Raw genomic sequence first — 25,388 nt, 5'->3', positions numbered from 1 at the left:
GAGACCTCACTTGTGCGCTTCGTATTCGCGGACTACGGAGTCGGTGTCGCCGTCGGCGCGCAAGTCGCCTTTTTCAATCCAAATGGTGCGGGTGCAGGTGTCGCGGATCGAACGCATCGAGTGCGAAACAAGGAACACCGTACCGGCGTTTTCGCGAATGGCGCGGATCCGGTCTTCTGACTTCTTTTGGAACTTGCGGTCACCCACGGACAGCGCTTCGTCCACGATGAGGATTTCGTAGTCTTTTGCGGTGGCGATCGCGAATTTCAAACGTGCGGACATACCGGATGAGTACGTGCGCATGGGCATATCCATGAAGTCGCGGATGCCGGTGAAATCGACGATTTCGTCATACTTCTCTTCAATTTCTTCGCGCGTAAGCCCCATGGCCAGCCCACCCAGCATGATGTTCTGCCCACCGGACAGGTCTGGAATGAGTGCCGCACCCACACCCAGCAGGTTGGGACGGCTCTTGGCGTACACGGCACCTCGGGTAGGTGGAATCAGACCGGTGATCGCACGCATGAGCGTGGACTTACCCGAACCGTTGGAACCAATAATCCCAATCGATTCGTTGGCGTTGGCCACAAAGGACACACCCTTGAGCGCGTGAACCGTTTTGAACTTGCGGTTGCGTTGCAGGAACCCCTTGGTCCCACCGCTGGTGATGCGTTTACCAGTGGCCAGGGTTTTGAACTCGATGTGCAGATCGTCGACGATCACCACCGGGTTGTCGGCTTCGAGCGACCCCGTGTTGTTTTCTGCGAGGACGCTTTCCGGGGTAGTTTCCGGATTAGTCTTCTCGTCCATAACGCTCCTCCGCCTTCCAGAAGAACCACGTGGCAACCGACACCACGACAACCGCCCAGATGCTGAACCTCCACCAGTAGTCCCACGGGATGGAGTATTCCTCCATGATGATGCCGCGGGTAAGTGAAAGCACTTCGTACATGGGGTGCCAGTCGAACAGTGCGCTGAGTACGGGGCGTCCCTCGAGTAGTGGTTGTGGGTCAAAGAACACGCCCGAGGTGTAGAAGATCATGCGTGAAATGTATGGGGTGATCTGGCTTAAGTCCCGGAAGTGGACGGTAAGACGCGCGAAAATGAATGCGACCCCCTGGTTGAAAACCCAGAAGATCCCGACCATTGGGATCAACAAGAGCCACGTCACGTGTGGCCGGGCTCCTCCGAAGATCGCGATGATAATCATCAGCGCCAGCGTGGGGATGAAGTTGATGAGGTTCTGCATCACCGTGGCAATGGGTAGCACTGCACGTGGGAACGGCAGAGATTGCACCAGTGGCATGTTTTGAATGATGGATTTTCCACCCACGTTCATCGAGGAGTTGAAAAACTCCATGATGAACACCCCAATCACCAGGTATGGGACGAAGTTGTGGGGGCGTGAGCCCGCCATGATGAATCCGAATACCAGACCGTAGATCAGGGCTGAAAAGGTGGGGCGCAGAAGCACCCACAGCATGCCCAAACGGTTTCTCTGGTTCTCCGAGCGGATACGGTAGAACGCCAATGAAAATGTGAAATCGCGTCGGCGCCACACTTCCCGGAGATATTCCCACAGTGACGGCCTTGCTCCGACTCGTTCGAGCCCGTGAGCAGAGGCCAGCTCAGCAGCATTCATTGACGATTAACTTTCATATGCGAATAACGACAACCCGATTCTAAAGGAACAGCCCAGTTTAACGGCTTGCCCAAGCCCGCATGTCAAAAGTCTGATCCACATCACTTCTGTGTGGCAGGTCGTGGCTGGCTAAAACGCGTTTTGCCGCATTGTGTGCGCCGGGGTTGTTGAGGGTTTCGACGCGCGCAAGCGTGCCGTCGGGGGCAAAGAACAGCCATTGTGCTCGGCGGGTTGAGTCACCCAGTTGCACCGGTTCACCGTTTGTTGCGCTGAGGTTTTTACCCGCAGTGAAGATCCGCACGGGGCCTTGGAAGGACCAGTGCCATGGGACGTCGGTCCAGGTGGGTTCTTCTTTGGCGGGGTGCTGGCCAGTGGGTTGCTGGCCAGTGGGTTGCTGGCCGGTGGCCTTTTTGCCTGCAGCCTGCTCACCCAACACCGCGCCCAGCCAGCGTCCCATGGAAGTGGCGGCCGCCTCGGCGGGTTCACTCCCCTTCATGGGACCCTCCTCAACGCGCGCGCAGTCCCCTATTGCGTACACGCCGGGGAGTCCCGCAACCTGCAGGTCAGGGCTAACGGGGTAGCCCGCGGGTGAGGGCTCTGGGTTGGAGTTTGGGTTGGTCTCTGTGCTGGGCAGTGCGGGCCCGGCCGAGGTCGCCCCCACCGCCGCGAACCACAGCGGGTGTTGCGAGGGGTCGGGTTCAGGGGTGAGAGGCACGAATGTGACGTGTTCATGCAGGGCCACGACCGCATGGGCCAGATGGGCGCTGACCTTGGGCAACGGCCGGTCGCCACGCAGGTAGACGTGCGGGTGGTGACCGGCGTCGGCCAGTCCGCGGGCAATCTCCAAGGCAAGGAACCCTGACCCCAGGACCCCCACCGAGGTGCCCGGCTCTAAAGCGCGAATGGCCTGGTGGGCGCGGGTGGTGGATGCGCGGTCGTACACGGTGAGCGCGTCAAAGGCAGGTGTGCGAGGGGTCAATCCGGTGGCGTAGACGACCGCGTCAGCGGGAAGTTCTCCGACCGTGGTTTCCACGATGTAGCGAGCGCGGTCGCTGGGTTCTGCCGGACGCACTTTGCTGACGGTCCCCTGCACGCGAACCACATTCTCACCCAGCACGTGAGGCACCAGAGACAGTTCTTGGGCCGCTAAGGATTTCGACAACGGCGGTAGCTCCACCGGCTGTTCGAGCCGGTCCACCACCGTGACACCACACTCGTCAACCATGCCGCTTTCAGCCTGAGAAATGGTCTGGACGAATGAGTGGGCACAGGCCGTACCTGCAGCTCCGCCTCCAATGATCACGACACGCATACTTCATGCTTACACCAGGGCATATGCTCCCTCAACACAGAAAGCGCCTGCAAAATTTGACGTATATCACACTTTGGGGGTTGGATAGTGACGTCTCACACATTTCACATCTTGAAATGTTCACTTTTCTTGTACCTGTCCAAGGAGTTTGTATGGATGCGGTCGTTACCGCGATTAACGACGTAGTGTGGTCACCCGCACTCGTCTACTTGTGCCTGATTGCCGGCCTGTACTTCACAATCCGCTCACGGGTTGTGCAGCTTCGCAAGATCGGCTCGATTTTCACGTACATGTTCACTGGAAAGGGCAGCGACGCTGGAGTTTCCAGTTTCCAGGCCCTCGCCATGTCGCTAGCTGGACGTGTGGGAACGGGAAACATCGCAGGTGTTGCTACCGCTATCGCTTTCGGTGGCCCCGGCGCTGTGTTCTGGATGTGGATCGTTGCGTTCTTTGGTGCGTCCACGTCTTTCGTCGAATCGACTCTGGGCCAGATTTATAAGGAACGTGACCGGGACACTGGCGAGTACCGAGGTGGCCCCGCGTTCTTCATCGAACGCGCCTACCGTCACACCAAGGCTTCGGGCCTGTTTAGCGTGTACGCCATGGTCTTCGCATTTGTCACCGTTGTGGCAACGAGCTTCCTCCTTCCAGGAGTGCAGGCAAACGGTATTTCTTCAGCGGCCGCAGAGGCATGGAACTGGCCTAAGTGGGTTCCAGCCGTCATCATCACGATCCTTCTGGCCTTCATTATTGTTGGTGGAATCAAGCGCATCGCGACGTTCGCATCCCTGGTTGTTCCGTTCATGGCAGTGATCTACATCCTGGGTGCGATCGTGGTTGTGTTCGTCAACGCTGACCAAATTCCTGCGGTTTTCTCGCTGATTGTGCAGTCAGCATTTGGGGTGGACTCCACGTTTGGTGCCATGTTGGGTGTTGCGGTTTCGTGGGGTGTGAAGCGTGGTATTTACTCCAACGAGGCCGGTCAGGGAACCGGTCCTCACGCAGCTTCGGCGGCCGAAGTTTCACACCCGGCCAAGCAGGGTCTTGTCCAGGCTGGTTCGGTGTACATCGACACGTTGTTCGTGTGTTCAGCGACCGCGTTCATGATCCTGTCCACCGGAATGTACAACGTGTTCTCTGACGCGGCGGGAACTCAGCTGTTCCACGCCGGCCACGGAAACCTGCCTGTTGATACCGAGGTGGGACCTGCCTTCGCGCAGAACGGTTTCGACACCGTGATTCCGGGGCTTGGTTCGTCGTTCATCGCGGTTTCGCTCGCATTCTTCGCGTTCACCACGATCGTGGCTTACTACTACATGGCCGAAACGAACTTGGCGTTCTTCCTCCGAAAGATCGAAAACGTGCGTGTTCGCCAGGTAGGCTTCCGTTTCTTGCAGCTGTTCATTCTGGTTGCGTGCGTTGTGGGTGCCACCACCGACTCAGGTTCCGCATGGGCTCTGGGTGACGTGGGTGTGGGGCTCATGGCGTGGCTCAACATTATTGCGATCCTGATTTTGCAGCAGCCTGCCTTCAAGGTTCTGCGTGACTTCGAGCGTCAGCGCAAGTTGGGCAAGGACCCGGTTTTCCGTCCGTCCGAGGCGGGAATCGCCAACGCTGACCTCTGGGAAGAAATCGCTGAACAAGAGTCCGGTGCGGGCTCATCGGTGGCAGACGAAAAGGCTCCCGACGCAAAATAAATAGCCTGTGAAGTCTCGGGACATCGTTCACTCGATGTCCCGAGACTTTTTGTGTGGTGGCGTGTCGGGTCTCCGTTCCCCTTGTTTGGGCCTATAGCCCCTCAGTTACCCACCACAAGTGAGATGTTTGCGCATAGGGGTGGTGGGTAACTGGCCGATTTTGGGCCGAAAACGTGAACAAAATGAACAAAAAGGGTGTTTACCCACCAACCTTGTTCGAGGGGTGGTGGGTAAACGGGTTTTGTGCGCGTGGCGACGTGGCACCTGCTTGGTGGGTCATGCCTGCCTGGTGTGTCACATCTACTTGGTGGAACAGTCCAAGTGAAGCGCTCCTGGGCATAAAGCCAAGTCCAAAAGCACTGGGGGCACCTTCTTTCGAAGGTGCCCCCAGTGCTTTAGCTAGGGTCTGAGAAAACTAGCTCTGCGTTGGAGAGCCTAGCCCTGTGACTTACCAGCTGAACCCAACTGCTGGGCGGCTTCAACAATGCGGGCGGCCATTCCCGCCTCGGCGAGCTTGCCCCATGCACGCGGGTCATACATCTTCTTGTTACCCACTTCGCCGTCAATCTTGAGCATGCCGTCGTAGTTCTTCAGCATGTGGTCGACGACCGGGCGGCTGAACGCGTACTGGGTGTCGGTGTCGATGTTCATCTTGATGACGCCGTAGCTCACAGCGTCAGCGATTTCCTGCGCGGTGGAGCCTGAGCCACCGTGGAACACCAGGTCGAACGGCTTGTCCTTGCCGTACTTGGCACCCACCTGTTCCTGAATGTCCTTGAGGATTTCAGGGCGCAGTTTCACGTGTCCTGGCTTGTACGAACCGTGAACGTTACCAAAGGTCAGAGCAGTGATGTAGCGGCCTTTTTCACCCAGCCCCAGCTTTTCAACGGTGGCCAGACCGTCTTCGACCGTGGTGTAGAGCTTGTCGTTGATTTCGCCGGTGACACCGTCTTCTTCACCGCCAACAGCGCCGACTTCGATTTCCAGAATCTGCTTGGCGTTGTGAGTGAGTTCGAGCAGTTCAGCGGCCAGGTCCAGGTTCTCTGGCACTTCAATGGCCGAACCGTCCCACATGTGCGAGTTGAACAGTGGGTCTTCACCGCGGTCGACACGTTCCTGGCTGACAGCGATGAGCGGCTTGACCCAGGTGTCGATCTTGTCCTTTTGGCAGTGGTCGGTGTGGAGCGCCACTGTAACGTCGTAGTTCTTGGCAACAACGCGGGCAAACTCTGCGAGCGCAATTGACCCGGTGACCTTGTCCTTCACTGTCGAACCGGATGCGTATTCGGCGCCACCGAACGACATCTGCAAAATACCGTCACTCTGTGCTTCAGCGAATCCGCGAAGAGCCGCGATCACTGTCTGTGAGGACGTTACGTTGATGGCTGGGTATGCGAAACCTTCTGCTTTTGCGCGGTCGATCATGTTTGCATACGCATCGGGAGTTGCGATTGGCATGTACGCTCCTTCGTGGTACCAAATGGATGCTTGCTGTCAGTATGTCACGGTCTGTTTAACACAGTCCGAACTTTAGGTTCTGAAAACATGAGCCAGCCACCGCAGTGGTACACGACCCACGGAACACGGTCGTGGACCTACTTTGATCGCATACAGTTCTGAGTATGGAACCTTCGGACACCTCGGCATCCCCGCACGGCGGCAACTCTGCCACGCATGCGAACCCGGCAATGGCTCCGGAACAGGCACCCGCCCCCGCTACCCGGTCCACGATTGTGGCGTGGGCGCTGTGGGACTGGGGTTCGGCGGCGTTCAACGCGGTCATCATCACGTTCGTGTTCACCCCGTATCTCACATCCAAGGTGGCAGGAGACCATGATTCGGGGACGGCCGCGCTTGGTTTTGTCACCGCGCTTGCGGGTCTATTGGTGGCCGTGATTGCCCCGGCCGCCGGAGTTCGGGCGGATTCGAAGGCTAATCACCACAGGGCCGTCACGTCGTTCACCATGATTGTGGTGGCATTGATGGGGGCCTTGTTCTTTGTGAAGGATTCGCCCGAGTACTTTGTGCCTGGCCTGGTGATCCTGTGTATTGCGCAGGTGGTTTTCGAGATCGCGCAGGTGTCGTACAACGGCATGTTGCCCCATATTTCTACTCCAGCAAACGCCGGCACGGTGTCGAATGTTGGCTGGGCCATGGGGTATTTGGGCGGACTGGCCCTGTTGTTCATTGCGTTGTTCACGCTGATTAAGCCCGAGGTAGGGCTCTTTGGCGCAACCGACGAAGGTGGCTTACGTTTCCGCCTAGTTGCCGTGTTGGCTGCAGTGTGGTTTCTCGTTTTTAGTTTGCCGCTCATGTTTTCGAAACGGACGTCGGCCCGGCCCGCCCCAGGGGATACTGGTCCCGGTGTTGCTGGCCCTGGCGGCGGTGACCCCGGAGACGCTGCCCTTGCGCGCCCGACCTCGCGCGAACTGCGAGGGTTCGCCGCGTGGAAGGCCGACTATGCGCGGGTGATCCGCCGCTTGGTGGAGCTGTTCAAGGTGGAGAGGTCGACGTTTGTGTTCTTTGTGGCCTCCGCGATCTTCCGCGACGGACTGGCCACGATTTTTGCGATGGCCGGGGTGATCGCGGCAGGAGCATATGAGTTCTCCGGTTCCGAGGTGATTTATTTGGGTATCGCCGCCAACGTTGTCGCGGGTGTGGGGTGTCTGATTGCGGGCAAGTTCGATGACTGGTTGGGGCCCAAGGCCGTGATTGTGACCGGCCTGATCTGTTTGATTGCCGGGTGCGTGCCCATTTTGGTCAGTGAGAACAAGACCGTGTTTTGGGTGACGGCCATGTGGCTGTGTTTGTTTGTGGGGCCCGTGCAGGCGAGCTCGAGGTCGTTCTTGTCGCGTATCACCGCACCTGAACGGGCGGGTGAGAACTTCGGGCTCTACGCAACAACCGGCCGTGCGGTGAGTTTCTTAGGGCCAGCCCTGTTCGCGCTGTGCGTCACGATTTTTGGTTTCCAGCGTGCCGGTGGCCTGGGGATCATGATTGTTTTGGCGCTGGGCCTGGTACTGATGCTTAGGGTGCCAGCGGCGCGCACGGATTTCGCCAAAGTGTGTCCCACACCATAGAATGAGGCATTAACTGAACGACTGTTTAGTCAAGTTCACCGCTACCGAACGACTTATGTAAGTCCCCGTTCGAAAGGATAGGCATGGACAACCTTCTGAGCGCAGAAGAACTCGAATTTGCCGAGAAGATGCGCCACTTCTACCGCACGGAAATCCCTGAGGACATTCGTTTCCGTAACGCTATCGGTCAAGAGATGACCAAGGACGACATCGTGACCACGCAGCGGATCCTCAACAAGCACGGATACGCGGTTCCTAACTGGTCGCAAGAATTCGGCGGTCAGGACTGGACTCCTGTCCAGCACCACATTTGGCTCGAAGAAATGCAGCTGGCCAGCGTCCCCACCCCACTGCCGTTCAACGCTTCCATGGTGGGGCCTGTCATTGACACGTTCGGTTCACAGGAAATCAAGGAGCGCTTCCTCCCGGCTACCGCGAACCTCGACATTTGGTGGTCACAGGGATTCTCGGAACCAAACGCCGGATCTGACCTGGCAAGCCTCAAGACCTCGGCGGTCAAGAAGGGCGACACCTACATTGTGAACGGTCAGAAGACCTGGACCACCCTGGGTCAGTACGGTGACTGGATCTTCAACCTGGTCCGCACCGACCCCAACGTGAAGAAGCAGGCCGGTATTTCGTTCCTGCTCATCGATATGAAGACCCCTGGTGTGACGGTTCGTCCTATCCAGCTCATCGACGGTGGCGTTGAAGTCAACGAAGTGTTCTTCGACAACGTTGAAGTGCCTGTCGAAAACCTGGTGGGTGAAGAGAACAAGGGCTGGACCTACGCCAAGTTCCTCCTGGGCAACGAACGCACCGGAATCGCCCGCATCGGTCAATCCAAGGTGGCCCTCGCCCGGGCGAAGGCCTACGCACAGGCGACAAAGACCTCGGCGGGAACCCTGCTTGACGACCCACTGTTCGCAGCACGCATCACCAAGATCGAAGCGGAACTCACGGCACTCGAATTCACCCAGCTGCGGGTCCTTTCCACGCAGGAAAAGGGCATGGACCGCCCAGACCCACGCTCCTCGGTGCTCAAGCTGCGCGGATCCCAGATCCAGCAGGACATCACCGAGCTTCTGTTCGACGTGGTTGGCCCACAGGGACTGGACTTCGTGGACTCCGATGAAGTTCGCAAGACTCTGCCCCACGGGGCCGGCGACGCAATGCCGCACTACTTCAACTACCGCAAGGTCTCCATCTACGGTGGTAGCTCCGAAGTTCAGCGCTCCATCATCTCCAAGGCCATCCTGGGCCTGTAACCAGCCAGCTCAAACAGCTAGAACAGCCGCGTAGAAATACGAAGCGACGAGTTTAGAACAGAGGACAAAAATGGATCTCGAACTCACAGATGTACAGCAGGAGCTGGGTGCAACCCTGGGTCGCCTGCTGAAAGGAAAGTACGACGCCGAATCCCGCGAAGCGATCCGCACCTCGGACGCCGGGTGGAGCGAAGACATGTGGAACCAGTTCGCTGAACTGGGCCTCATGAGCCTGCCATTTGCAGAAGAGCACGGCGGCGCGGGCATGACGTTCGCTGAAGTTGCCGTGGTCATGGAAGCATTTGGCCGCGCACTTGTGCTTGAACCATACCTGCCAACCGTGATCCTGGGTGGTGGGCTCGTGGACATCGCTGGAACCGACGAACAGAAGTCGAAGATCCTGCCTGGTGTCGCAGCTGGTGAAACGCGTATGGCGTTCGCTGCTCAGGAACCTGGTTCGTTCTACGACGTGACCGCGCCACAGACCAAGGCCGTGGGCTCTGGTCAGGTGCAGATCAGTGGTGAAAAGAGCAACGTTGTAGGTGGCGCGCAGGCGCACACGTTCGTGGTCACGGCACAGTCGGAGCAGGGTCTGGCCCTGTACCTGGTGCAGGCTGACGCGCAGGGTGTCACCGTGGACCAGCGCACGCAGGCTGACGGCCTGAGCACAGCGCACGTGACCTTTGACAGCGCCCCAGCCACCCAGCTGGGCACGGTCGTGGGACAGGACGCACAGGACGCCGTGCAGCGCGTGCTGGACATCGCTAACGCTGCCTTGGCTTCCGAGGCCGTGGGTGCCATGGAAGTGTCCCTGAAGATGACGGCGGAGTACCTGAAGACCCGTGAGCAGTTCGGTGCGCCGATTGGTGTCAACCAGGTGCTGCAGCACCGCGCGTCTGACCTGTACGCGGCACTCGAGTTCGCCAAGTCGATGGCCCTGTACGCCAAGTTGGCAATCACGCAGGACCCGGACGGCACCTCGGAGACCCGCCACCGCGATGTCCTGGCCGCCAAGTACGTCATCGACGACACGGCCCGCCTGATCTCGCAAGAAGCAATCCAGATGCACGGTGGAATCGGTATGACCATGGAATACCCTATTGGTCACTACGCCAAGCGCCTGACGGTGATTCCGCGGACGTTTGACTCGAAGGAAGAAGTCACGCGCGAGCTCTCCGCTCTGGGTGGCCTCATCAAGCCAGAAGCTGCAGACCTCAAGTAGTCTGCATGGAAGGGCTCCGGTGCTGTTGTGCGCTGGAGCCCTTTATCTTTAGATTTTTATCCAGAACAGGTGGACACTCAAAGGAGAGAAAATGACGGTTTCGAAAGCGTATGTTTTGAATGAGCGCCCAGCCGGCGCGCCTGATGCGAACACGTTTGCGGTCAAGGAGATCCCGGTGCGCGCGCCCGGTGAGGGTGAGCTGTTGTTGCGCACGTTGTACTTGTCGCTGGACCCGTACATGCGGGGTCGTTTGTCGGAGGCGAAGTCGTACGCCAAGCCCGTTGAGTTGGGTGAGGTGATGGTGGGTGCCACCGTCGCCGAGGTCGTTGACTCCAACGCTGACGGCTTCAGTAACGGTGACATTGTGCTGGGGTACGGCGGTTGGCAGACGTACTCGGTGGAGCGTGCCAAGTACGTGCGTAAGTTGGACCCGGATGTTGTTCCGGTAACCACGGCCTTGGGTGTTTTGGGAATGCCTGGGTTCACTGCGTATGCGGGCCTGTTGGAGATCGGGAAGCCGCAGCCGGGTGAGACCGTCGCGGTTGCCGCAGCTACCGGCCCGGTTGGTTCCGCTGTGGGCCAGATTGCGAAGATCAAGGGTGCCCGCGCGGTGGGTATCGCTGGTGGCCCTCAGAAAGTTGAGCAGTTGCGTGAGTTTGGGTTCGACGTGTGCGCAGACCACCGTGACCCGGACTTCAAACAGAACCTGCGTGATGCGGTTGGTAAGGGTTCGTGGGTTGAGCGCGGTGGCGCGGTCGTAAGCCGCCGAGGTGCTGGCGAGGAATCTGCACCGTCAGGTATCGACGTGTACTTTGAGAACGTCGGTGGCACGGTGTGGCAGGCGGTCATGCCGTTGCTGAACACGTTTGCTCGTGTGCCGGTGTGCGGTCTTGTGGCCAATTACAACGGGACAACCGACCCGTCGCCTGCCGGTGGCATGGAGAAACTCATGATGCTCTCACTGGCTAAGTCGCTCACGATCCGTGGGTTCATTCAGTCTGAGTTCGTTCGTGACCTTGAGCCACAGTTCTTGAAAGACATGACTGAATGGGTTGCGTCCGGCAAGGTGAAGTACCTGGAGGACATCACGAACGGGTTTGAGAACACGGTCGATGCTTTTGTGGGCATGTTGGAGGGCAAGAACTTCGGTAAAACCATTGTGAAGTTCGCTGACTAGCGGTTGTGCTGGCAGGAAAAGCCCCGGAGCACGTGCCGTGTGCTCCGGGGCTTTTCCTGTCAGTGGTTGTCAGTACGCTCCGGGTGGGGGTGGCTGGAACCGACCGTCAGAGTTGCCAGGGTTGCCCTGTGACGGGTTATACGGTTGTGGAGCTGAACCGTATCCACCCTGTGGGGCAGAACCGAACCCTCCCGGCTGGCTTCCGTACTGGCCACCACCGGGTTGACCACCGGGTTGCCCGCCGGCAGGTGGGAAGCCTCCTTGCGGTGCAGAGCCGTATCCGCCAGGTTGTCCGCCCGGCTGGCTACCAAACTGGCTTCCACCGGCCGGGTATCCGCCGCCAGGTTGTCCACCGGCGGGTGGAAAAGCCCCTGGGAACCCGGGCTGTTGCGGTTGCTTGGATTTTTTCTTCTTGGACATCACGACCAGCAGGATGATGCCACCAACGATCAAGAGGATCACCAGAACGACCGCGACGATGATGACCACGAGCCACGGGAATCCGCTTGCCTTAGCTTCAGCGGTCAGCGTTTCTCCGTCATAGGTCTTGAGATTCCAGGTGACTGTTTTGCCTTGGACATCGGCGCCGTCTGCTGAAATGACTTTGCCGGGGAAGGTGAACTTGATGATCGACTCATCCATCATTCCTTTGGCAGAAGGAGTGCTCCCGGTTCCCAAATACGGGTTGGAAAACGGGTTACCTGACCCATACGCGCCCCCGAGATCCATGGTCAGCGGGTTCGCCATCGAGAACTTGATGGTCCCGTTGTCGGTTTTCTCAATCGACATGTCGCGCCCAAAGGCCCCGTTCAACTGTTCTTCGCAGAATGCAGTGAAGTCTTCGGGCTTCATTTTGGTGAACGTGAGTTCATAGCCCTTATAGACGTCGTCGGACGCTTCTTTCACAGTCACTTCGGGCGGAAGCTTCGACTGTATCTCTTGAATCTCGTCTTGGACATTGGGAGCTTGCCCGAGCTGACTTTCAAATGCGGTGGAGTCGACCTGGAACAGAATCGAACCGCTGATCAGCAGATCTTTGGAGATCTTGAGGTCACTGTTGAGTTTGACGCACGCGCTCAACGCAAATGCGCACACCACAGCCAGGAGGCATGCGATTGCTTTCTTGATACGTGTGGGGCCGGAACGGTGACGTGATGTTGCTGTCAATGTTGCACCCAAGGTTGCCTGCTTTCCAACGTGAGCGTGTGTCGTTATCTAGGTTACAGCCTGGCCGAATTCCCAACGCCGAATCCACGCGTGCATTGCGATTGCTGCGGCCGCGGCGGCGTTCATGGATCGGGTTGAACCGTACTGTTCGATCGAAAGAACTGCCTCGCACGCTAGGTGCGCTTCCTCGGTGAGCCCAGGTCCTTCTTGACCAAAGAGGAACACGCAATCGCGTGGCAGGTCATAAGTTTCCAGAGCAACCGAGTCGGGGAAGTTGTCGATCCCAATGAGCGGGAGTTCACGGTCCTTGCACCACTGTGCAAGGACCTCAGCCGTTTCGTGGTGGTAGATGTGCTGGTAACGGTCGGTGACCATGGCTCCACGCCTGTTCCATCGCTTCTTCCCCACGATATGTACCGCGGCGGCGTTGAATGCGTTGGCGGTGCGCACGACGGAGCCGATGTTCAGGTCATGTTGCCAGTTTTCTACTGCCACGTGAAACCCGTGTCGTGTGCGGTCAAGGTCGGCGACGATCGCTTCAAGTGTCCAGTACCGGTACTTGTCGATCACATTCCGCCGGTCGCCTTGTTCTAGCAGTTCCGGGTCGTAGCGGTCGTGATCAGGAAGAGGCCCCTCCCAGGGCCCCACCCCGATCTGGTGTTCCGTCATTTGTCGTCGCCTGCTGAAGGCTTCTTGCTGGCTTTCGCGCTGGCTTTCGTTCCGGCCTTAGCACCAACCTTCTTTTTCGAGTCAGACTTCGAATCCACCTCGGCGGATTTCTTTTCTTCCTTCTTCGAGGCCTTGTCGCCCTTGGAGGCCTTGTCGTCCTTAGAGTCCTTGTCATCCTTGTCAGAACCAGAGTCATTCGAGCGCTCTTTGAGGCGCTTCTTCTGGCTGGCGGACAAGGTCTCGCGGCCGGTTCCGCGCAACAGGTTGGCCTGGTACGAAGCGGCCGCAATGGCCACAACGATCAGCGCGAACAGCAGGCTGATGCCCACTGCGAGCAGGCCGTGCCACCATTCGGCGTTAGCACCCAGGAAGTGAAGCACGTTGGCGACTGGCGCGGTGAACGGCACGTAGACCAGGACCTTCATCACAGCGGGGTTGGTCGCGAAGATCAGCGGAAGGAACGCACCCACGATCACCAGGGCACACACCACACCAATCGTGATTTGGCGAGCGCGCCGCCCCACAATGTTGGAAGCCCACAGGAAGAGACCCAGGGTTGCGCACACGGTGACTAGGTACAGCGCGGCGAACCAGCCAATTGCCGGAAGCATGGCGATTGCTTGACCAGTAAACGAGGTCACGGACATGCCCATGAACAGGATTGCCACTGCGACCAGCACGTACACGACGCTGAGCGTGGTCAAGCCCTGAACACGTCCTACTGCTGAGGACTTTGGTGGGATGGTGGCTGCTAGGACCTCGCCGATCCGGTGGCGCTTTTCCACGCGCAGGTTGGTATACATGGCGAACGCGAGCGTGAGGGCTCCGGCGATCAACAGTCCCGCCAAGCCGATCGCAACAGGCTGAGCGACCTGGTAGTTCACTGCTGGCTGTTCCAGGTATGTGACTTCTGGTTCTGGCTGCAGTGCGGAGAGAACGCGGGTTGGCTTCTTGTCCAACGCGATGATCTTAGGAGCGCCCATACCGGTGGGGTCCGCGATGAAGGCGGCGTCGGCTTTGCCGTCACGCACCGCTTGTTCTGCCTCTTGTGGCGAATTAGTGTCGTGGATTTTCAGCCCAGTCTGCTGCTCAATCTGGGCGGCTTGTTGGCCCATGCCCACGGTGGCGATGGTGCCTCCGCCAGCTTCGCCAGACTGCTGGTTGGCGCGTTGCACACCAAAGATCAGCCCCGCGATCACGACAAGACCGATGATCAACGTGGTCAGGTAGAAGATGGGGCTACGCGACACTGCCGAGGTTTCACGGTTGGACACGAGGAACGCGCTCTGCCCAAAGGTCAGGTCGCGAAACTCTGACACCAGTCCGGTTTTGGGTCCGTCGTCGGTGGGGCGGGTGTCGCGGAGTTCCTCAGGAAGGTCGTCCGAGGTGACAACCGTCGCCTCTGTCATGGAACCGTCGTCGGCGGGAAGTTCAAGCGCCATGTTGTGCGGGTCTACCGGGGTGCTCCCATTGCCACTGAGGTTCGCGCTGTCCTTAGAAGATTTGCCAGAGGTTGTCGAGATGTCGATCTTTGGCTTCTTTGAACTTTTGTCCTGGCTCATACACGCTCCTTGAAAAGTTCTTCGAGGTTTGCCGGCTGCGTGGTGAAGTTACGCAGTCCGCTCAGTCCGTTCACGGCGTTGAGCGCACGGTTGATGTCGCTCGTCTGGAATTCGACGATGGAGCCTTTGCGTACAAAGTCGCCGCTGACGATTTCGGCGAGGGCCGCCTCGGCGTCCTTAGCACCCTTTTCGTTCACAAACTCAGCGCGGTAGGTGGGCTTGCCCTTCTTGCGCAGCGCTTCAACGTCGTCATGTTCCACGATTTCGCCGTGGCTTAGGACCACGATCTGGTCAGCGTACCGCTGGGTTTCGTCCCAGTCGTCGGAGGTGAAGATCACCGGCACGCCAGATTCTGCGTGGTCGCGGAGGAGGGAGAGGACCAGGTCTGCCGACTTCATGTCGAGCCCGGTGAAGGGTTCGTCGAGGACGACTACGTCCGGGTCGGCCGCAATGACCGAGGCGATTTCCACGCACGCGACTTCGGAACCGGAGAGGTTGTGGAGGGGTGCGTAGGCGCGGTCGGACAGATCCAGGCGAGCCAGAAGCGTGACAGCGTTGCGTTCGGCGGCTCCCAGCGTCATGCCGTGCAGGCGTGCAAAGTACACGATCTGCTCCATGACCTTCATGTGAGGGTACCCGCCACGTTCGGCTGGCAAGTAACCAAAGTTCTGGCGGTCCCCGTAGCCCAGTTCGCGGCCTTCGAGGGTGATGGTGCCCGAGTCGGTTTCGATGAGGCCCATGATTGCCCGGACCAGTTCGGTCTTCCCTGAGCCGCGGGCGCCGATCACGCCAGTGATCAGTCCTGGTTCGACGCTGAGGCTGATGTCACGGAGCCACGTTTTGCGCTCCGTTTTCACTGTTATGTCTGAAAGTTCCAGCACTGGGTAGTCCTTTGCGTTGTGTATCTAGGCGTAGCTAAGAGTGTCTCTGGGAGTCTCTAGCAGCACAGTGCACGTTTCGTCCGAGAACCCACTGTAGCGCCCTGAGCGTGTTGGCGTTATGTGTCATCTCTCAGGGAGACACATACAGTTGCGCCGGGCGGTGGCTGTGACCGTGGCGCTGGGCCTTTACTCGGGGCCCAGATCTGCGCTTGACAGTGCGATGAGGTACGGGAGTCCTTCAGCTTCGACGCGTTCTTTTGCGCCGGTGCCACGGTCCATGACGACGGCGACGGCGACGACGTTTGCGCCGGCTTCACGTAGCGCTTCGACTGCGGTGAGGACTGATCCGCCGGTGGTGGAGGTGTCTTCTACTGCGATGACGCGCTTGCCTTTGACGTCTGGGCCTTCGACCCGGCGCCCCATGCCGTGTTCTTTGGCTTGTTTGCGGACAACGAACGCGTCAACGGGGGTGTTCCGTTGAACGGACGCGTGCATGATGGCGGTACCGACTGGGTCTGCGCCCATGGTGAGGCCACCGGCAGCGTCCAGGTCGTTGAGGAGTCCGTGTTCTTCGAAAAGGTCCAGCATGACGTCGCCGACCAGTGGAGCAGAGCGGTGGTCCAGGGTGATGCGACGGAGGTCGAGGTAGTAGTCAGCTTCTTTGCCGGATGACAGTGTGACTTTGCCGCGCACAACGGCGAGTTCGTCAATGAGGGCAAGGAGCTGTGACTTGGTCTGAGCGATCTGTTCAGGTGTACGTGACGTCATGGTTCCAGTCTACTGACATGCGTGAGGGTGGTGCGTATGGGTGAAGCGTTCCAATGAATTGCAAAACCCCGGGCGACGTTCATCATCAAGCCCGGGGTTTTGTCATACTCCCCTCGAGTACCCGGACGCATCCCCATACGTCCGTTGCGTAGCTCCGATCCCCACCGGAACTACGTACCAAAATTGTATTAGATAATTCAGGTCTCAACAAATTTTTCTCGATCATTTTTAGTGATCTTGACCCTACTTTTTTGACGGTCTAGATAAAAGTTGCGTCGTACGGATACTCACCTGCGCGAATGCCGGTCGCAGGGACTGTCTGAGCCGCCAAAATTCCCCTGGCGCGGACCTGCGTCACCGGGTGCGTTTCCATTGAAAACCGCCGCTGAGCGCCCGCATGAGTGGCCGAGGTGTGACCTGCGAAAGCCCATATAAGACCTGGTATCCCAGTCCGGGCACACTTATGGTCTTACCGGCGCGAGCATCCCGTAGTGCAATCCGGGCGACTTCTGCCGGCTCCATCCACACACAGTCAGGGAATTCACGGCCTACGCCCATGCGTTGATGAAACTCGGTTGAGACGAATCCAGGAAGCACGGCGGTGCACGTGACGGGGGTGCCACGCAGGTCGTGAGCGAGTGATTCGGTAAAGATGGTGGCCGCGGATTTTTCGGCTGCGTAGGTTCCTTGCGTGGTCACCGCGGCCAGAGAAGTGACGTTGACAATGCCGCCACGACCTCGGGCGACCATTTTCTTTGCCGCGTGCCAGCTGAGCGTGCGCACCGCTTCGTTCATGACCATCGACTGGGCGGTGAGTTGGTGGGCCGGGGTGTCCAGGGTGGAGGTGCGCACGCCGAACCCGGCGCAGTTGATGAGAACGTCAACCTGGCGGGTTTCCAGTTCGCGGACGACGGTGGTGATGCCAAGGTGGGTGGAGAGATCGGCGGGCAGGGGTTCAGCGTCCAGTTGTTCGAGGTCGTTTTGCGTGCGGGCGACCGCGATGACGTCATACCCTTCGGCGGCGAGCTGGTGGACGAACGCGTGCCCGATTCCGCTGGTGGCGCCGGTGATGAGGGCGCGGGGTGGGGTGTCAGTGCGGGGTGGGGCGGTGCGCAATTTGGGTCCTTGGGAAGGCGTGTCCACGGTTTAGACCTCCGAGGTGGTTGTGGGGTGGTCCTTCAACGATATGGTGAGTGGGTGCGAATTGTTACGTGGAATGTGAACTCTGTCAGGGCTCGGGCCGAGCGGATTGGCGCGTTTTTGGACCGGTCGGATGTGGATGTGTTGGCGATCCAGGAGCTGAAGTGTAAGGATGCACAGTTCCCGGCTCATATTTTTGAGGATCGTGGGTACCAGGTGGCGTTCCATGGGCTCAATCAGTGGAATGGGGTGGCTGTGGCCAGCCGCGTGGGGCTCGACGATGTTGAGGTCGGGTTTGAGGGCATACCCGGTTTCGGGGATGACGACCAGGTAGAGGCGCGAGCGATTTCGGCCGTAACCGGCGACGTGCGCACGTATTCGCTGTATGTGCCCAATGGGCGCGAGCTGGACCACCCGCATTATGCGTACAAGTTGGAGTGGTTGGCGCAGTTGCGTAACGAAGCCTTGGCACGGATGGAGCAGGACGTGCCGTTTGTATTGTGTGGGGATTTCAACGTGGCGCCGTTGGATGAGGACGTGTGGGATATGGCCGCGTTTGAGGGCGCCACGCACGTGTCTCAGCCTGAACGCGATGCGTTCAATGGTTTGATTTCTGCCGGTCTGACCGAGGTGACCCGCCAGTTCACGCCTGGCCCTGGCGTGTACACGTTCTGGGATTATCAGCAGCTGCGTTTTCCCAAGAAGCAAGGGATGCGCATTGACTTCCAGCTGGCGTCGACTGAGCTTGCCGAACGTGCGACGGACGCGTTCATCGACCGGGATGAGCGCAAAGGCAAGGGGGCTTCCGACCACGCCCCGGTGTGGGTGGATTACCAACTGTAGGCGCTTGCTCCGGTTTTTGGTCTAGAGCGAGTCTGATCAGAATGGTGGTGGTTCTTCGCTGGGTTGCCTGGGCGGGTGTCACCGTTTAGCACTTCCCCTGCCTCCTGAGCATTCTCAGTTTCAGTGCGGTAGGCGGTTTCGTGTCCGATTGCTTGGTATTCGTTGATGGTACCGCTTACACAACGGATGCAAATTCTCCGCCACAATCAACCCACCATTTTGGGAATCCTGGTGGTTAAACGGTTCAATATGGTCTTTTTCGCACACCCGGATCCACCCTGACCGGCAACCCGTAGCGCATATCCGAGTCATGACACCAGCTGAGCAGGCTGCCGCCCGCGGCTGAGCCGCAGTTGCCATCGCGACAGCGAGCAACGCGGATGACGTCAGTGCCCGTTGCCAAGTCCTCCCGTGAGCCGCGCGTGGAATGCGGTCGTGTACTCGTTCATGCCGACGAACTCGACACTCTTGCCGTGCTGTTCATACTTCGCCTCAATCGCGTCGAGCGCGGCGACAGTCGAGGCGTCCCAGACGTGCGACTTCGTGAGGTCGATGACCACGCGTTCGGGGTCGTCGGCATACTCGAACATTGTGGTGAGATCGTTGCTGGAGGCGAACAGCAGCTGCCCCTCGACCGTGTAGTGCGCAACAGGTGCGTCGCCCTGCTCGGTGACCTCGCGACGCACGTCGATGAGATGGGCGACACGGCGCACAAACATCACCGACGCGACGAACACCCCGACGACGACACCAATCGCAAGGTTATGGGTCGCAACGACCACTGCCACCGTAATGACCATGACGGTCGTCTCGGACTTAGGTATCCGCTTCAATGTGGAGGGCTTGATCGAGTGCCAGTCGAATGTGCCGACCGAGACCATAATCATCACTGCGACCAGTGCCGCCATGGGGATGATCGCCACGACATCTCCGAGAACCACGATGAGTACAAGCAGGAATACACCGGCGAAGAACGTAGAAATGCGGGTGCGGGCTCCGGAGGCCTTTACGTTGATCAATGTTTGCCCGATCATCGCGCAGCCACCCATGCCGCCGAAGAAGCCGGAGACGAGGTTGGCCACACCCTGCCCCCAGGATTCACGGGTCTTGTTCGAGTGCGTATCGGTGATATCGTCAACCAGCTTGGCTGTCATCAGTGACTCCATCAGTCCAACGAGCGCCATAGCAAGCGCGTAGGGAGCGATGATCGTCAGTGTCTCCCACGTGAGCGGCACGTCCGGGATGAACAGCTCGGGCAGGCTGCGTGGCAGCTCTCCTTTGTCTCCCACGGCGGGCACGTTGATGGCGAAGACCACCACGGCAGCGGTGACTAGCACGATCGACACCAGTGGGGCGGGGATCACTTTGGTGATCTTCGGCATGAAGATCATGATCACGAGCCCCACGGCAACGAGTGGATAGACTGCCCAAGGCACGTCGACGAGCTCGGGTACCTGGGCCATGAAGATCAGGATCGCCAGGGCGTTGACGAAGCCGACCATGACACTGCGGGGGATGAACCGCATCAACTTCGCCACCCCGAACACCGCTAGTACGATTTGTAGTACGCCCGCGAGCAACACGGTGGCGATGAGGTAGTCCAGCCCGTACTCACGAACCACAGGAGCAATGACTAGGGCGATCGCTCCTGTCGCCGCGCTGATCATCGCGGGACGTCCACCGACGAATGCGATGGTTACAGCCATAACGAAGGAGGAGAACAATCCGACCTTGGGATCGACTCCTGCAATGATCGAGAAGCTGATTGCCTCGGGGATCAGTGCAAGCGCGACCACAAGGCCGCCCAGGACCTCACGAGCGAGGATCCTTGGCGTCTTCAGCGCGGTTAGCACTGAGGGTTCGGGCTGGTACCGGCTCCGGTCATCGGTCGTCATGGCCGCTGTCGTCATGGGGGCAGGCCTCCAAGGCTCTGGGTGGGTCGGATGTGACACACATTGAAGTGTGTGCGCGCGCCCGTCGCCGCCCAGCTCGGGGTCCGGCAGTCGGGAGGATGCCCGGCACAAGGCGCGGGCACGAAGTCAACTCTAACGTAACGTGAGGGTTGGGAGCGAATCGAGAGGGAGTTGCACCATGTCCAGGACCGGGACGATGCACATCGGAGAGCTTGCTGAGCGGACCGGGCTGTCGTTGCGCACGATCCGCCACTACGACGAGATCGGGCTGTTGACGCCTTCCGGGCGCTCTGAAGGTGGTTTCCGCCTCTACACAGAGGGAGACTGTGACAGGCTCATGCTCATCCGCCGGATGAAGCCCCTGGGGTACTCGCTGGAGCAGATGGGCAATCTCCTCCGCGCTCTGGACGGTGCCGACGGAGACAACGCAGCCGCCGAGAGCGCCCGCAGGGAGCTGCACGACTTCCGGGCTGACGCGGAGAAGCGCCGCGTGAAGCTCGCCAAGCAACTTGACGCGGCTGACGAGTTCATCGCGCAGTTGATCGAGCATTCTTCGGACTGAGCACGAGCCAGCTCCGATACGCTAGTTGCGCCAGCGTAGAGCGGGTTCGCCAACAGATACCGCAAAGCATCGACGGAGAACTCCGACTCACAGTAGAGGGGGTTGATGGTCACAGCAATCGCCCCCCAGCCGAAGAAGCCCTCACACGGCACACTCAGGCACTGGAGCCAGCCGACCTCGGCCGAGGTGACCCGACCAGCCGTCTGCCTCCTCGGCGGACCAGCGCTACCGTAACACTCCCCTACCGTTCGCCTGCGGAAGAGATGAGCAGGCCTTCGCCTGCGAACTCATCCCCGCGGTCCACGGTAACGGTGTCGCCGTCGTGGATGTGTCCGGCCAGGATCTCCTTAGCCAGCTTGTCCCCGATCTCACGCTGCACCAAGCGACGTAGCGGCCTTGCACCGTACGCTGGGTCGTAGCCTTCGAGCGCCAACCATTCACTGGCAGCCGGCGTGACCACAAGCGTCAGGCGACGTTCACTCAAGCGGTTCTGCATCGACGCGATCTGCAGGTCCACGATGTGCGTGAGGTCCTCGGTGCTCAGAGCATCGAACATGACGATGTCGTCCAAGCGGTTGAGGAACTCCGGCTTAAACGCCGCGTTCACTACACCCATGACAGAGTCACGCTTCTGCTTGTCATCCAAATTCTGATCTACAAGGAACTGCGAACCCAAGTTCGACGTCAAAATCAAGATCGTATTGCGGAAGTCCACAGTCCGTCCCTGACCGTCAGTCAAACGCCCGTCGTCGAGCACCTGCAACAGAATGTCGAACACATCGGGGTGAGCCTTCTCCACCTCGTCAAGCAGGACCACCGAATACGGCCGGCGACGCACCGCCTCGGTCAGCTGGCCACCGGTTTCGTAACCCACGTACCCTGGAGGCGCACCCACAAGGCGCGACACACTGTGCTTCTCGCCGTACTCACTCATGTCGATACGCACCAGCGCACGCTCGTCATCGAACAGGAAGTCAGCCAGCGACTTGGCAAGCTCCGTCTTACCCACACCCGTGGGTCCCAAGAACAGGAACGAACCCGTGGGCCTGTCGGGGTCTGACACACCAGCACGGGAACGGCGGATCGCATCGGACACAGCCTCAACAGCCTTCTTCTGCCCAATGAGACGCTTGCCAATCACGTCCTCGGCGTGCAGCAACTTCTCTCGCTCGCCCTGCAACAGACGTCCGGCGGGGATACCCGTCCAGGCGGAAACCACCTCGGCGATGTCATCCGAACCCACCTGCTCATTCACCATCCGCTTGCCAACGCCAGCGGCGTCGTTACTGGCCGCCTGCTTAGCTTCCTGAGCCTCAGCCTCAGCGATCTCCTTTTCTACCAAAGGAATCTCGCCGTATAGCAGGCGCGAGGCGGTTTCCAGGTCGGTGTCTCGGCGGGCGATCTCAGCCTGGCTACGCAGGTTATCCAGCTTCTTTTTCAACTCACCCACGCGGTTGAGGCCAGCACGCTGCGCCTCCCACGTGGCGTTGAGCCCAGCAAGTTTCTCCTGCTTGTCCGCCAGGTCCTCACGCAGGGCTTCCAGGCGTTCCTTCGATGCGTCGTCGGACTCGTTGACCAGGGCCATCTCTTCCATCTTCAACCGGTCGACCGCTCGCTGGAGCTCGTCGATCTCAATCGGGGCCGAGTCGATTTCCATGCGTAGACGGCTCGCAGCCTCATCCACCAGGTCAATCGCTTTGTCAGGGAGCTGACGCCCCGTGATGTAGCGGTTGGACAAAGCGGCAGCGGCCACCAGGGCACCGTCTGAAATGGTCACCTTGTGGTGCGCTTCGTAACGCTCCTTGAGTCCGCGTAGAATCGCTACGGTGTCTTCGACACTTGGCTCGCCCACGAACACCTGCTGGAACCTGCGCTCAAGAGCTGGGTCCTTTTCGATGTTTTCGCGGTACTCATCCAGCGTGGTCGCACCCACCAGGCGCAACTCACCGCGCGCCAACATGGGCTTGAGCATGTTGCCCGCATCCATCGCTGAATCGCCCGTAGCACCCGCACCTACGACCGTGTGGATCTCGTCGATGAACGTCACGATCTGCCCGTCGGAAGCCTTGATCTCTTCCAGGACAGCCTTGAGGCGTTCCTCGAACTCGCCTCGGTACTTAGCGCCTGCAACCATCGCTGACAGGTCAAGGCTGATGAGCGTTTTGTTGCGCAGCGACTCAGGCACGTCACCGGCCACAATGCGCTGGGCCAGGCCTTCAACCACCGCGGTCTTACCCACGCCGGGTTCACCAATGAGCACCGGGTTGTTCTTGGTCCTCCGCGAAAGCACCTGCACCACGCGCCGGATCTCTGAGTCACGCCCGATCACCGGGTCTAGCTTGCCTTCACGCGCCGCCGCGGTTAAGTCCACGCCGAACTTCTCCAGCGACTGGAACGTGTCCTCCGGATTTTCACTTGTCACTTTCTTGCCCCCACGCACGCTGGGAAGCGCGTCCAACAGCGCTTGGCGGGTGACACCTCGGCCGGTTAAAACACGACCCATTTCACCGGTGTCTTGGGTTGCCGCCAGCAACAGGTGTTCCGTGGAGACGAACTGGTCGCCCAGGCCCTGCATTTCGCGCTCAGCGTTGTTGATGAGCTGCAGGCCCTGGCGGCTGAGCTGCGGTTGGCTCACGGTCGAGCCTGACAGCGACGGCAGTGCCGCTGACAAGGCGGTGGCTTCGCGGGCGATTTCAGCTGGGTCGGCACCAAGAGCGGTGACGAGCGCACCCGCGATACTGTCATTCTGTTCGAGGAGGGCGCTGACCAGGTGCGACGGTTCAACCTGGTTGTTGCCACGGTTGACCGCATCCTTAATGGCAGCAGACAGAGCCTCCTGCGAACGCGAGGTAAATTTAGCGTCCATCAGATTCCTTTCACACTTCTAAGCTTCAGACTTTGAGCTTCTGAAATCTTCAACACTCTCAGGGTTGAGTCTATTCCGCTCAACTTTGAAAATGGCATGAAAAAGTGCGTGAAGTTGTGAGAGAAAATCGCGTTCGTTTTGCCTGCGGCTGTGTGTGCGTACAGCGTCAGCGAATGAAGGCGATAACCTAAAGAGCGAGTACACGAGAAAGAGGTTTCATGTCCATTGTGGTCACCGGCGCTTCGGGTTTTGTGGGTGGCGCGGTTGCTCGTTCGCTAGCAGAAAGCGGACACCAAGTTATTAGCCTGAGTCGCACGTGCCCGGACTTCGCTGAACCGCTGACTGGCGACATTGGACTGCCTAACACTCGCCAGCGTCCCGGCGTATGGCACCTTGATTGGGATATTCGTTACTCCGCGCCCGAGGTCGTTAAAGAACGCGCGGAAGCCGCCCAGGCGGTCGTCCACACTGCCGGTTGCATGAACGACTGGATGACCTCGAGTTATGCCCACGCCGTGAACGTGACGGGCACCCGCAATGTGCTTGACGCGTTCCCCAACACTCACTTCATCCACTTTTCGTGCGCTCTTGTTTATGACCCGCAGGTGGATCTGGACGGCGCGTACGAGGAGTCCGCGTTGGTAACGGTGGGGCGGTACACCTCGGAGTTGGAGCGGTCGCTGGTGGAGGCCGAGCGGGTGGTTCACCGCGTGCGCCCCGACGCTGTCATTTTGCGCCCCGGCCCCATTTACGGCGCTGGCGACAGGAACACCATGCCGTACATCCTGAAGCGGGTCGAAAATGGGGTGCTGCCTTTGCCGGCCGGAGGTAAGAAGCGGATTACGCTGTGCCACATCGACAACGCGGTTGCCGCCGTTGAGGCGGCAATCAAGAACCCGCACATCAACGGACCCATCAACGTGGGCGACCCCGAACCGTATGTGCTACAGAAGGCCATCAACACGATCCTGGCACGCTCTGAGTCGCACAACATTGTGAAGTTCGAGGAAATGCCTGCTGACCTGAGCAAGCTCAAGGCCTGGTGGTGGGAGCGCAAGGCCAAAATGGCTGGCGGTGCTAAGAAGATTGAGAAAGCGATGGCGCGTCAGAATCCTGAGGTGTTGAAGAAGGCGCGCGCGAAGGCTCGGCCGTTGCTGACCCGGTTTGCAGTGCGGCAGTTGGTGCATGACCGCACCTTGAACCTGTCACGTTTGAACACGTTGCTGGGTGTACACCCGGTGCAGGGTTTGGCGCCTCGCACGGGCGAGTTGCCCGAAGACCACGAGTAGCGGAGCGGGGGTAGCGCTGGGCCTGACGCGTGTGCTCTACACGCGTACACTCATAGTCATCACGAAGGAGTGGATCTGATGAGCATGAAAACGGACTACGACGTGGTCACCCACCGTGAAGGCGACCGATGGGTTTTTACGATTCCGTCCCTCAGCGCTACAGGACAGGCGACCAGCCTCTCAGCTGTTATAGACGAGGCTCGAGGCATCATCGAGGCGTGGACAGAGGACGGTCCCGCATACGAAGACATTACTGTCAACGTTCAAACTGACGGAGCCCAAGAAGCTCGTACGGCCACGGCGCCAAACGGCGGAAAGTGAGCGAAACAG

General features: G+C 59.3%; 21 protein-coding genes. 9 read left to right on the top strand and 12 right to left on the bottom strand.

From position 1 onward, the window contains the following. Positions 1–6: 6 nt before the first annotated feature. The 3 genes from MHX53_RS00500 to MHX53_RS00490 are packed head-to-tail and all read right to left on the bottom strand — an operon-like array spanning position 7 to position 2,954. The gene (locus MHX53_RS00500) at positions 7–810 is read right to left on the bottom strand and encodes an ABC transporter ATP-binding protein (RefSeq protein WP_239270875.1); all 804 of its coding nucleotides are present in this window, start codon (positions 808–810) and stop codon (positions 7–9) included. Then, positions 794–1,642, bottom strand: a complete 849-nt coding sequence (locus tag MHX53_RS00495; protein WP_204515034.1) for an ABC transporter permease — start codon at positions 1,640–1,642, stop codon at positions 794–796. Before MHX53_RS00495 ends, MHX53_RS00500 begins: the two co-directional genes overlap by 17 nt. 58 nt (positions 1,643–1,700) lie before the next feature. Beyond that, on the bottom strand, positions 1,701–2,954 hold the full coding sequence (locus MHX53_RS00490; protein ID WP_239270874.1) for an FAD/NAD(P)-binding oxidoreductase: 1,254 nt from the start codon (positions 2,952–2,954) through the stop codon (positions 1,701–1,703). A 152-nt stretch (positions 2,955–3,106) separates the two neighbouring features. Here MHX53_RS00490 and MHX53_RS00485 point away from each other — a divergent pair, with 152 nt between their 5' ends. Then, positions 3,107–4,651: an alanine/glycine:cation symporter family protein gene (locus MHX53_RS00485; protein WP_239270873.1), complete on the top strand. Its 1,545-nt coding sequence runs from the start codon at positions 3,107–3,109 to the stop codon at positions 4,649–4,651. Positions 4,652–5,086: 435 nt separating this feature from the next. Here the strand turns inward: MHX53_RS00485 and fbaA are convergent, their stop codons facing one another. Beyond that, entirely contained in the window at positions 5,087–6,109 is a 1,023-nt protein-coding gene (gene fbaA, locus MHX53_RS00480; protein WP_239270872.1) for a class II fructose-bisphosphate aldolase, read from the bottom strand. Positions 6,110–6,273: 164 nt separating this feature from the next. Here fbaA and MHX53_RS00475 point away from each other — a divergent pair, with 164 nt between their 5' ends. From MHX53_RS00475 to MHX53_RS00460, 4 genes are all read left to right on the top strand, one after another. Continuing rightward, positions 6,274–7,731, top strand: a complete 1,458-nt coding sequence (locus tag MHX53_RS00475; protein WP_239270871.1) for an MFS transporter — start codon at positions 6,274–6,276, stop codon at positions 7,729–7,731. An 83-nt stretch (positions 7,732–7,814) separates the two neighbouring features. Beyond that, the gene (locus MHX53_RS00470; protein ID WP_102238926.1) at positions 7,815–8,999 is read left to right on the top strand and encodes an acyl-CoA dehydrogenase family protein; all 1,185 of its coding nucleotides are present in this window, start codon (positions 7,815–7,817) and stop codon (positions 8,997–8,999) included. A 70-nt stretch (positions 9,000–9,069) separates the two neighbouring features. Continuing rightward, positions 9,070–10,221, top strand: coding sequence for an acyl-CoA dehydrogenase family protein (locus tag MHX53_RS00465; protein ID WP_239270870.1), 1,152 nt, complete (start codon positions 9,070–9,072; stop codon positions 10,219–10,221). A gap of 91 nt (positions 10,222–10,312) precedes the next feature. Next, positions 10,313–11,398: an NADP-dependent oxidoreductase gene (locus MHX53_RS00460; protein ID WP_239270869.1), complete on the top strand. Its 1,086-nt coding sequence runs from the start codon at positions 10,313–10,315 to the stop codon at positions 11,396–11,398. 69 nt (positions 11,399–11,467) lie between these two features. On the opposite strand, the gene MHX53_RS00455 is transcribed toward MHX53_RS00460, so the two are convergent. The 6 genes from MHX53_RS00455 to MHX53_RS00430 form a co-directional block, all read right to left on the bottom strand. Then, positions 11,468–12,565 (bottom strand): hypothetical protein, encoded by a 1,098-nt coding sequence (locus MHX53_RS00455; protein ID WP_239270868.1) that lies wholly within the window; start codon positions 12,563–12,565, stop codon positions 11,468–11,470. Positions 12,566–12,613: 48 nt separating this feature from the next. After that, a complete protein-coding gene (locus tag MHX53_RS00450) occupies positions 12,614–13,234 on the bottom strand; it encodes a TrmH family RNA methyltransferase (protein WP_239270867.1) in 621 nt (206 codons plus the stop codon). Then, complete coding sequence (locus MHX53_RS00445) at positions 13,231–14,796, bottom strand: ABC transporter permease (RefSeq protein WP_239270866.1); 1,566 nt, start codon at positions 14,794–14,796, stop codon at positions 13,231–13,233. Before MHX53_RS00445 ends, MHX53_RS00450 begins: the two co-directional genes overlap by 4 nt. Next, positions 14,793–15,677, bottom strand: a complete 885-nt coding sequence (locus MHX53_RS00440; RefSeq protein ID WP_239270865.1) for an ATP-binding cassette domain-containing protein — start codon at positions 15,675–15,677, stop codon at positions 14,793–14,795. Before MHX53_RS00440 ends, MHX53_RS00445 begins: the two co-directional genes overlap by 4 nt. Positions 15,678–15,863: 186 nt before the next feature. Then, positions 15,864–16,445: an orotate phosphoribosyltransferase gene (gene pyrE, locus MHX53_RS00435; protein WP_239270864.1), complete on the bottom strand. Its 582-nt coding sequence runs from the start codon at positions 16,443–16,445 to the stop codon at positions 15,864–15,866. A 354-nt stretch (positions 16,446–16,799) separates the two neighbouring features. Next, the gene (locus MHX53_RS00430) at positions 16,800–17,588 is read right to left on the bottom strand and encodes an SDR family NAD(P)-dependent oxidoreductase (RefSeq protein WP_239270863.1); all 789 of its coding nucleotides are present in this window, start codon (positions 17,586–17,588) and stop codon (positions 16,800–16,802) included. 54 nt (positions 17,589–17,642) lie between these two features. Between MHX53_RS00430 and MHX53_RS00425 the strand changes: the two genes are divergently transcribed. Beyond that, positions 17,643–18,428 (top strand): exodeoxyribonuclease III, encoded by a 786-nt coding sequence (locus tag MHX53_RS00425; RefSeq protein WP_239270862.1) that lies wholly within the window; start codon positions 17,643–17,645, stop codon positions 18,426–18,428. Between the two features lie 386 nt (positions 18,429–18,814). Here the strand turns inward: MHX53_RS00425 and MHX53_RS00420 are convergent, their stop codons facing one another. Beyond that, positions 18,815–20,338, bottom strand: coding sequence for a SulP family inorganic anion transporter (locus MHX53_RS00420; RefSeq protein WP_239270861.1), 1,524 nt, complete (start codon positions 20,336–20,338; stop codon positions 18,815–18,817). A 181-nt stretch (positions 20,339–20,519) separates the two neighbouring features. Here MHX53_RS00420 and MHX53_RS00415 point away from each other — a divergent pair, with 181 nt between their 5' ends. Then, positions 20,520–20,903 (top strand): MerR family transcriptional regulator, encoded by a 384-nt coding sequence (locus MHX53_RS00415; protein WP_239270860.1) that lies wholly within the window; start codon positions 20,520–20,522, stop codon positions 20,901–20,903. 241 nt (positions 20,904–21,144) lie between these two features. Here MHX53_RS00415 and clpB read toward each other — a convergent pair whose 3' ends face one another. Continuing rightward, a complete protein-coding gene (gene clpB, locus MHX53_RS00410) occupies positions 21,145–23,769 on the bottom strand; it encodes an ATP-dependent chaperone ClpB (protein WP_239270859.1) in 2,625 nt (874 codons plus the stop codon). Between the two features lie 218 nt (positions 23,770–23,987). Between clpB and MHX53_RS00405 the strand changes: the two genes are divergently transcribed. Then, a complete protein-coding gene (locus MHX53_RS00405; protein WP_239270858.1) occupies positions 23,988–25,058 on the top strand; it encodes an NAD(P)-dependent oxidoreductase in 1,071 nt (356 codons plus the stop codon). Positions 25,059–25,136: 78 nt separating this feature from the next. Beyond that, on the top strand, positions 25,137–25,379 hold the full coding sequence (locus MHX53_RS00400) for a hypothetical protein (protein WP_239270857.1): 243 nt from the start codon (positions 25,137–25,139) through the stop codon (positions 25,377–25,379). The last annotated feature ends 9 nt before the right edge of the window (positions 25,380–25,388 follow it).

It is taken from the genome of Brevibacterium sp. ACRRH, from assembly GCF_022346365.1.
GTDB classification, from domain to species: domain Bacteria; phylum Actinomycetota; class Actinomycetes; order Actinomycetales; family Brevibacteriaceae; genus Brevibacterium; species Brevibacterium paucivorans.
This window is presented reverse-complemented; position numbering and strand designations above follow the sequence as displayed.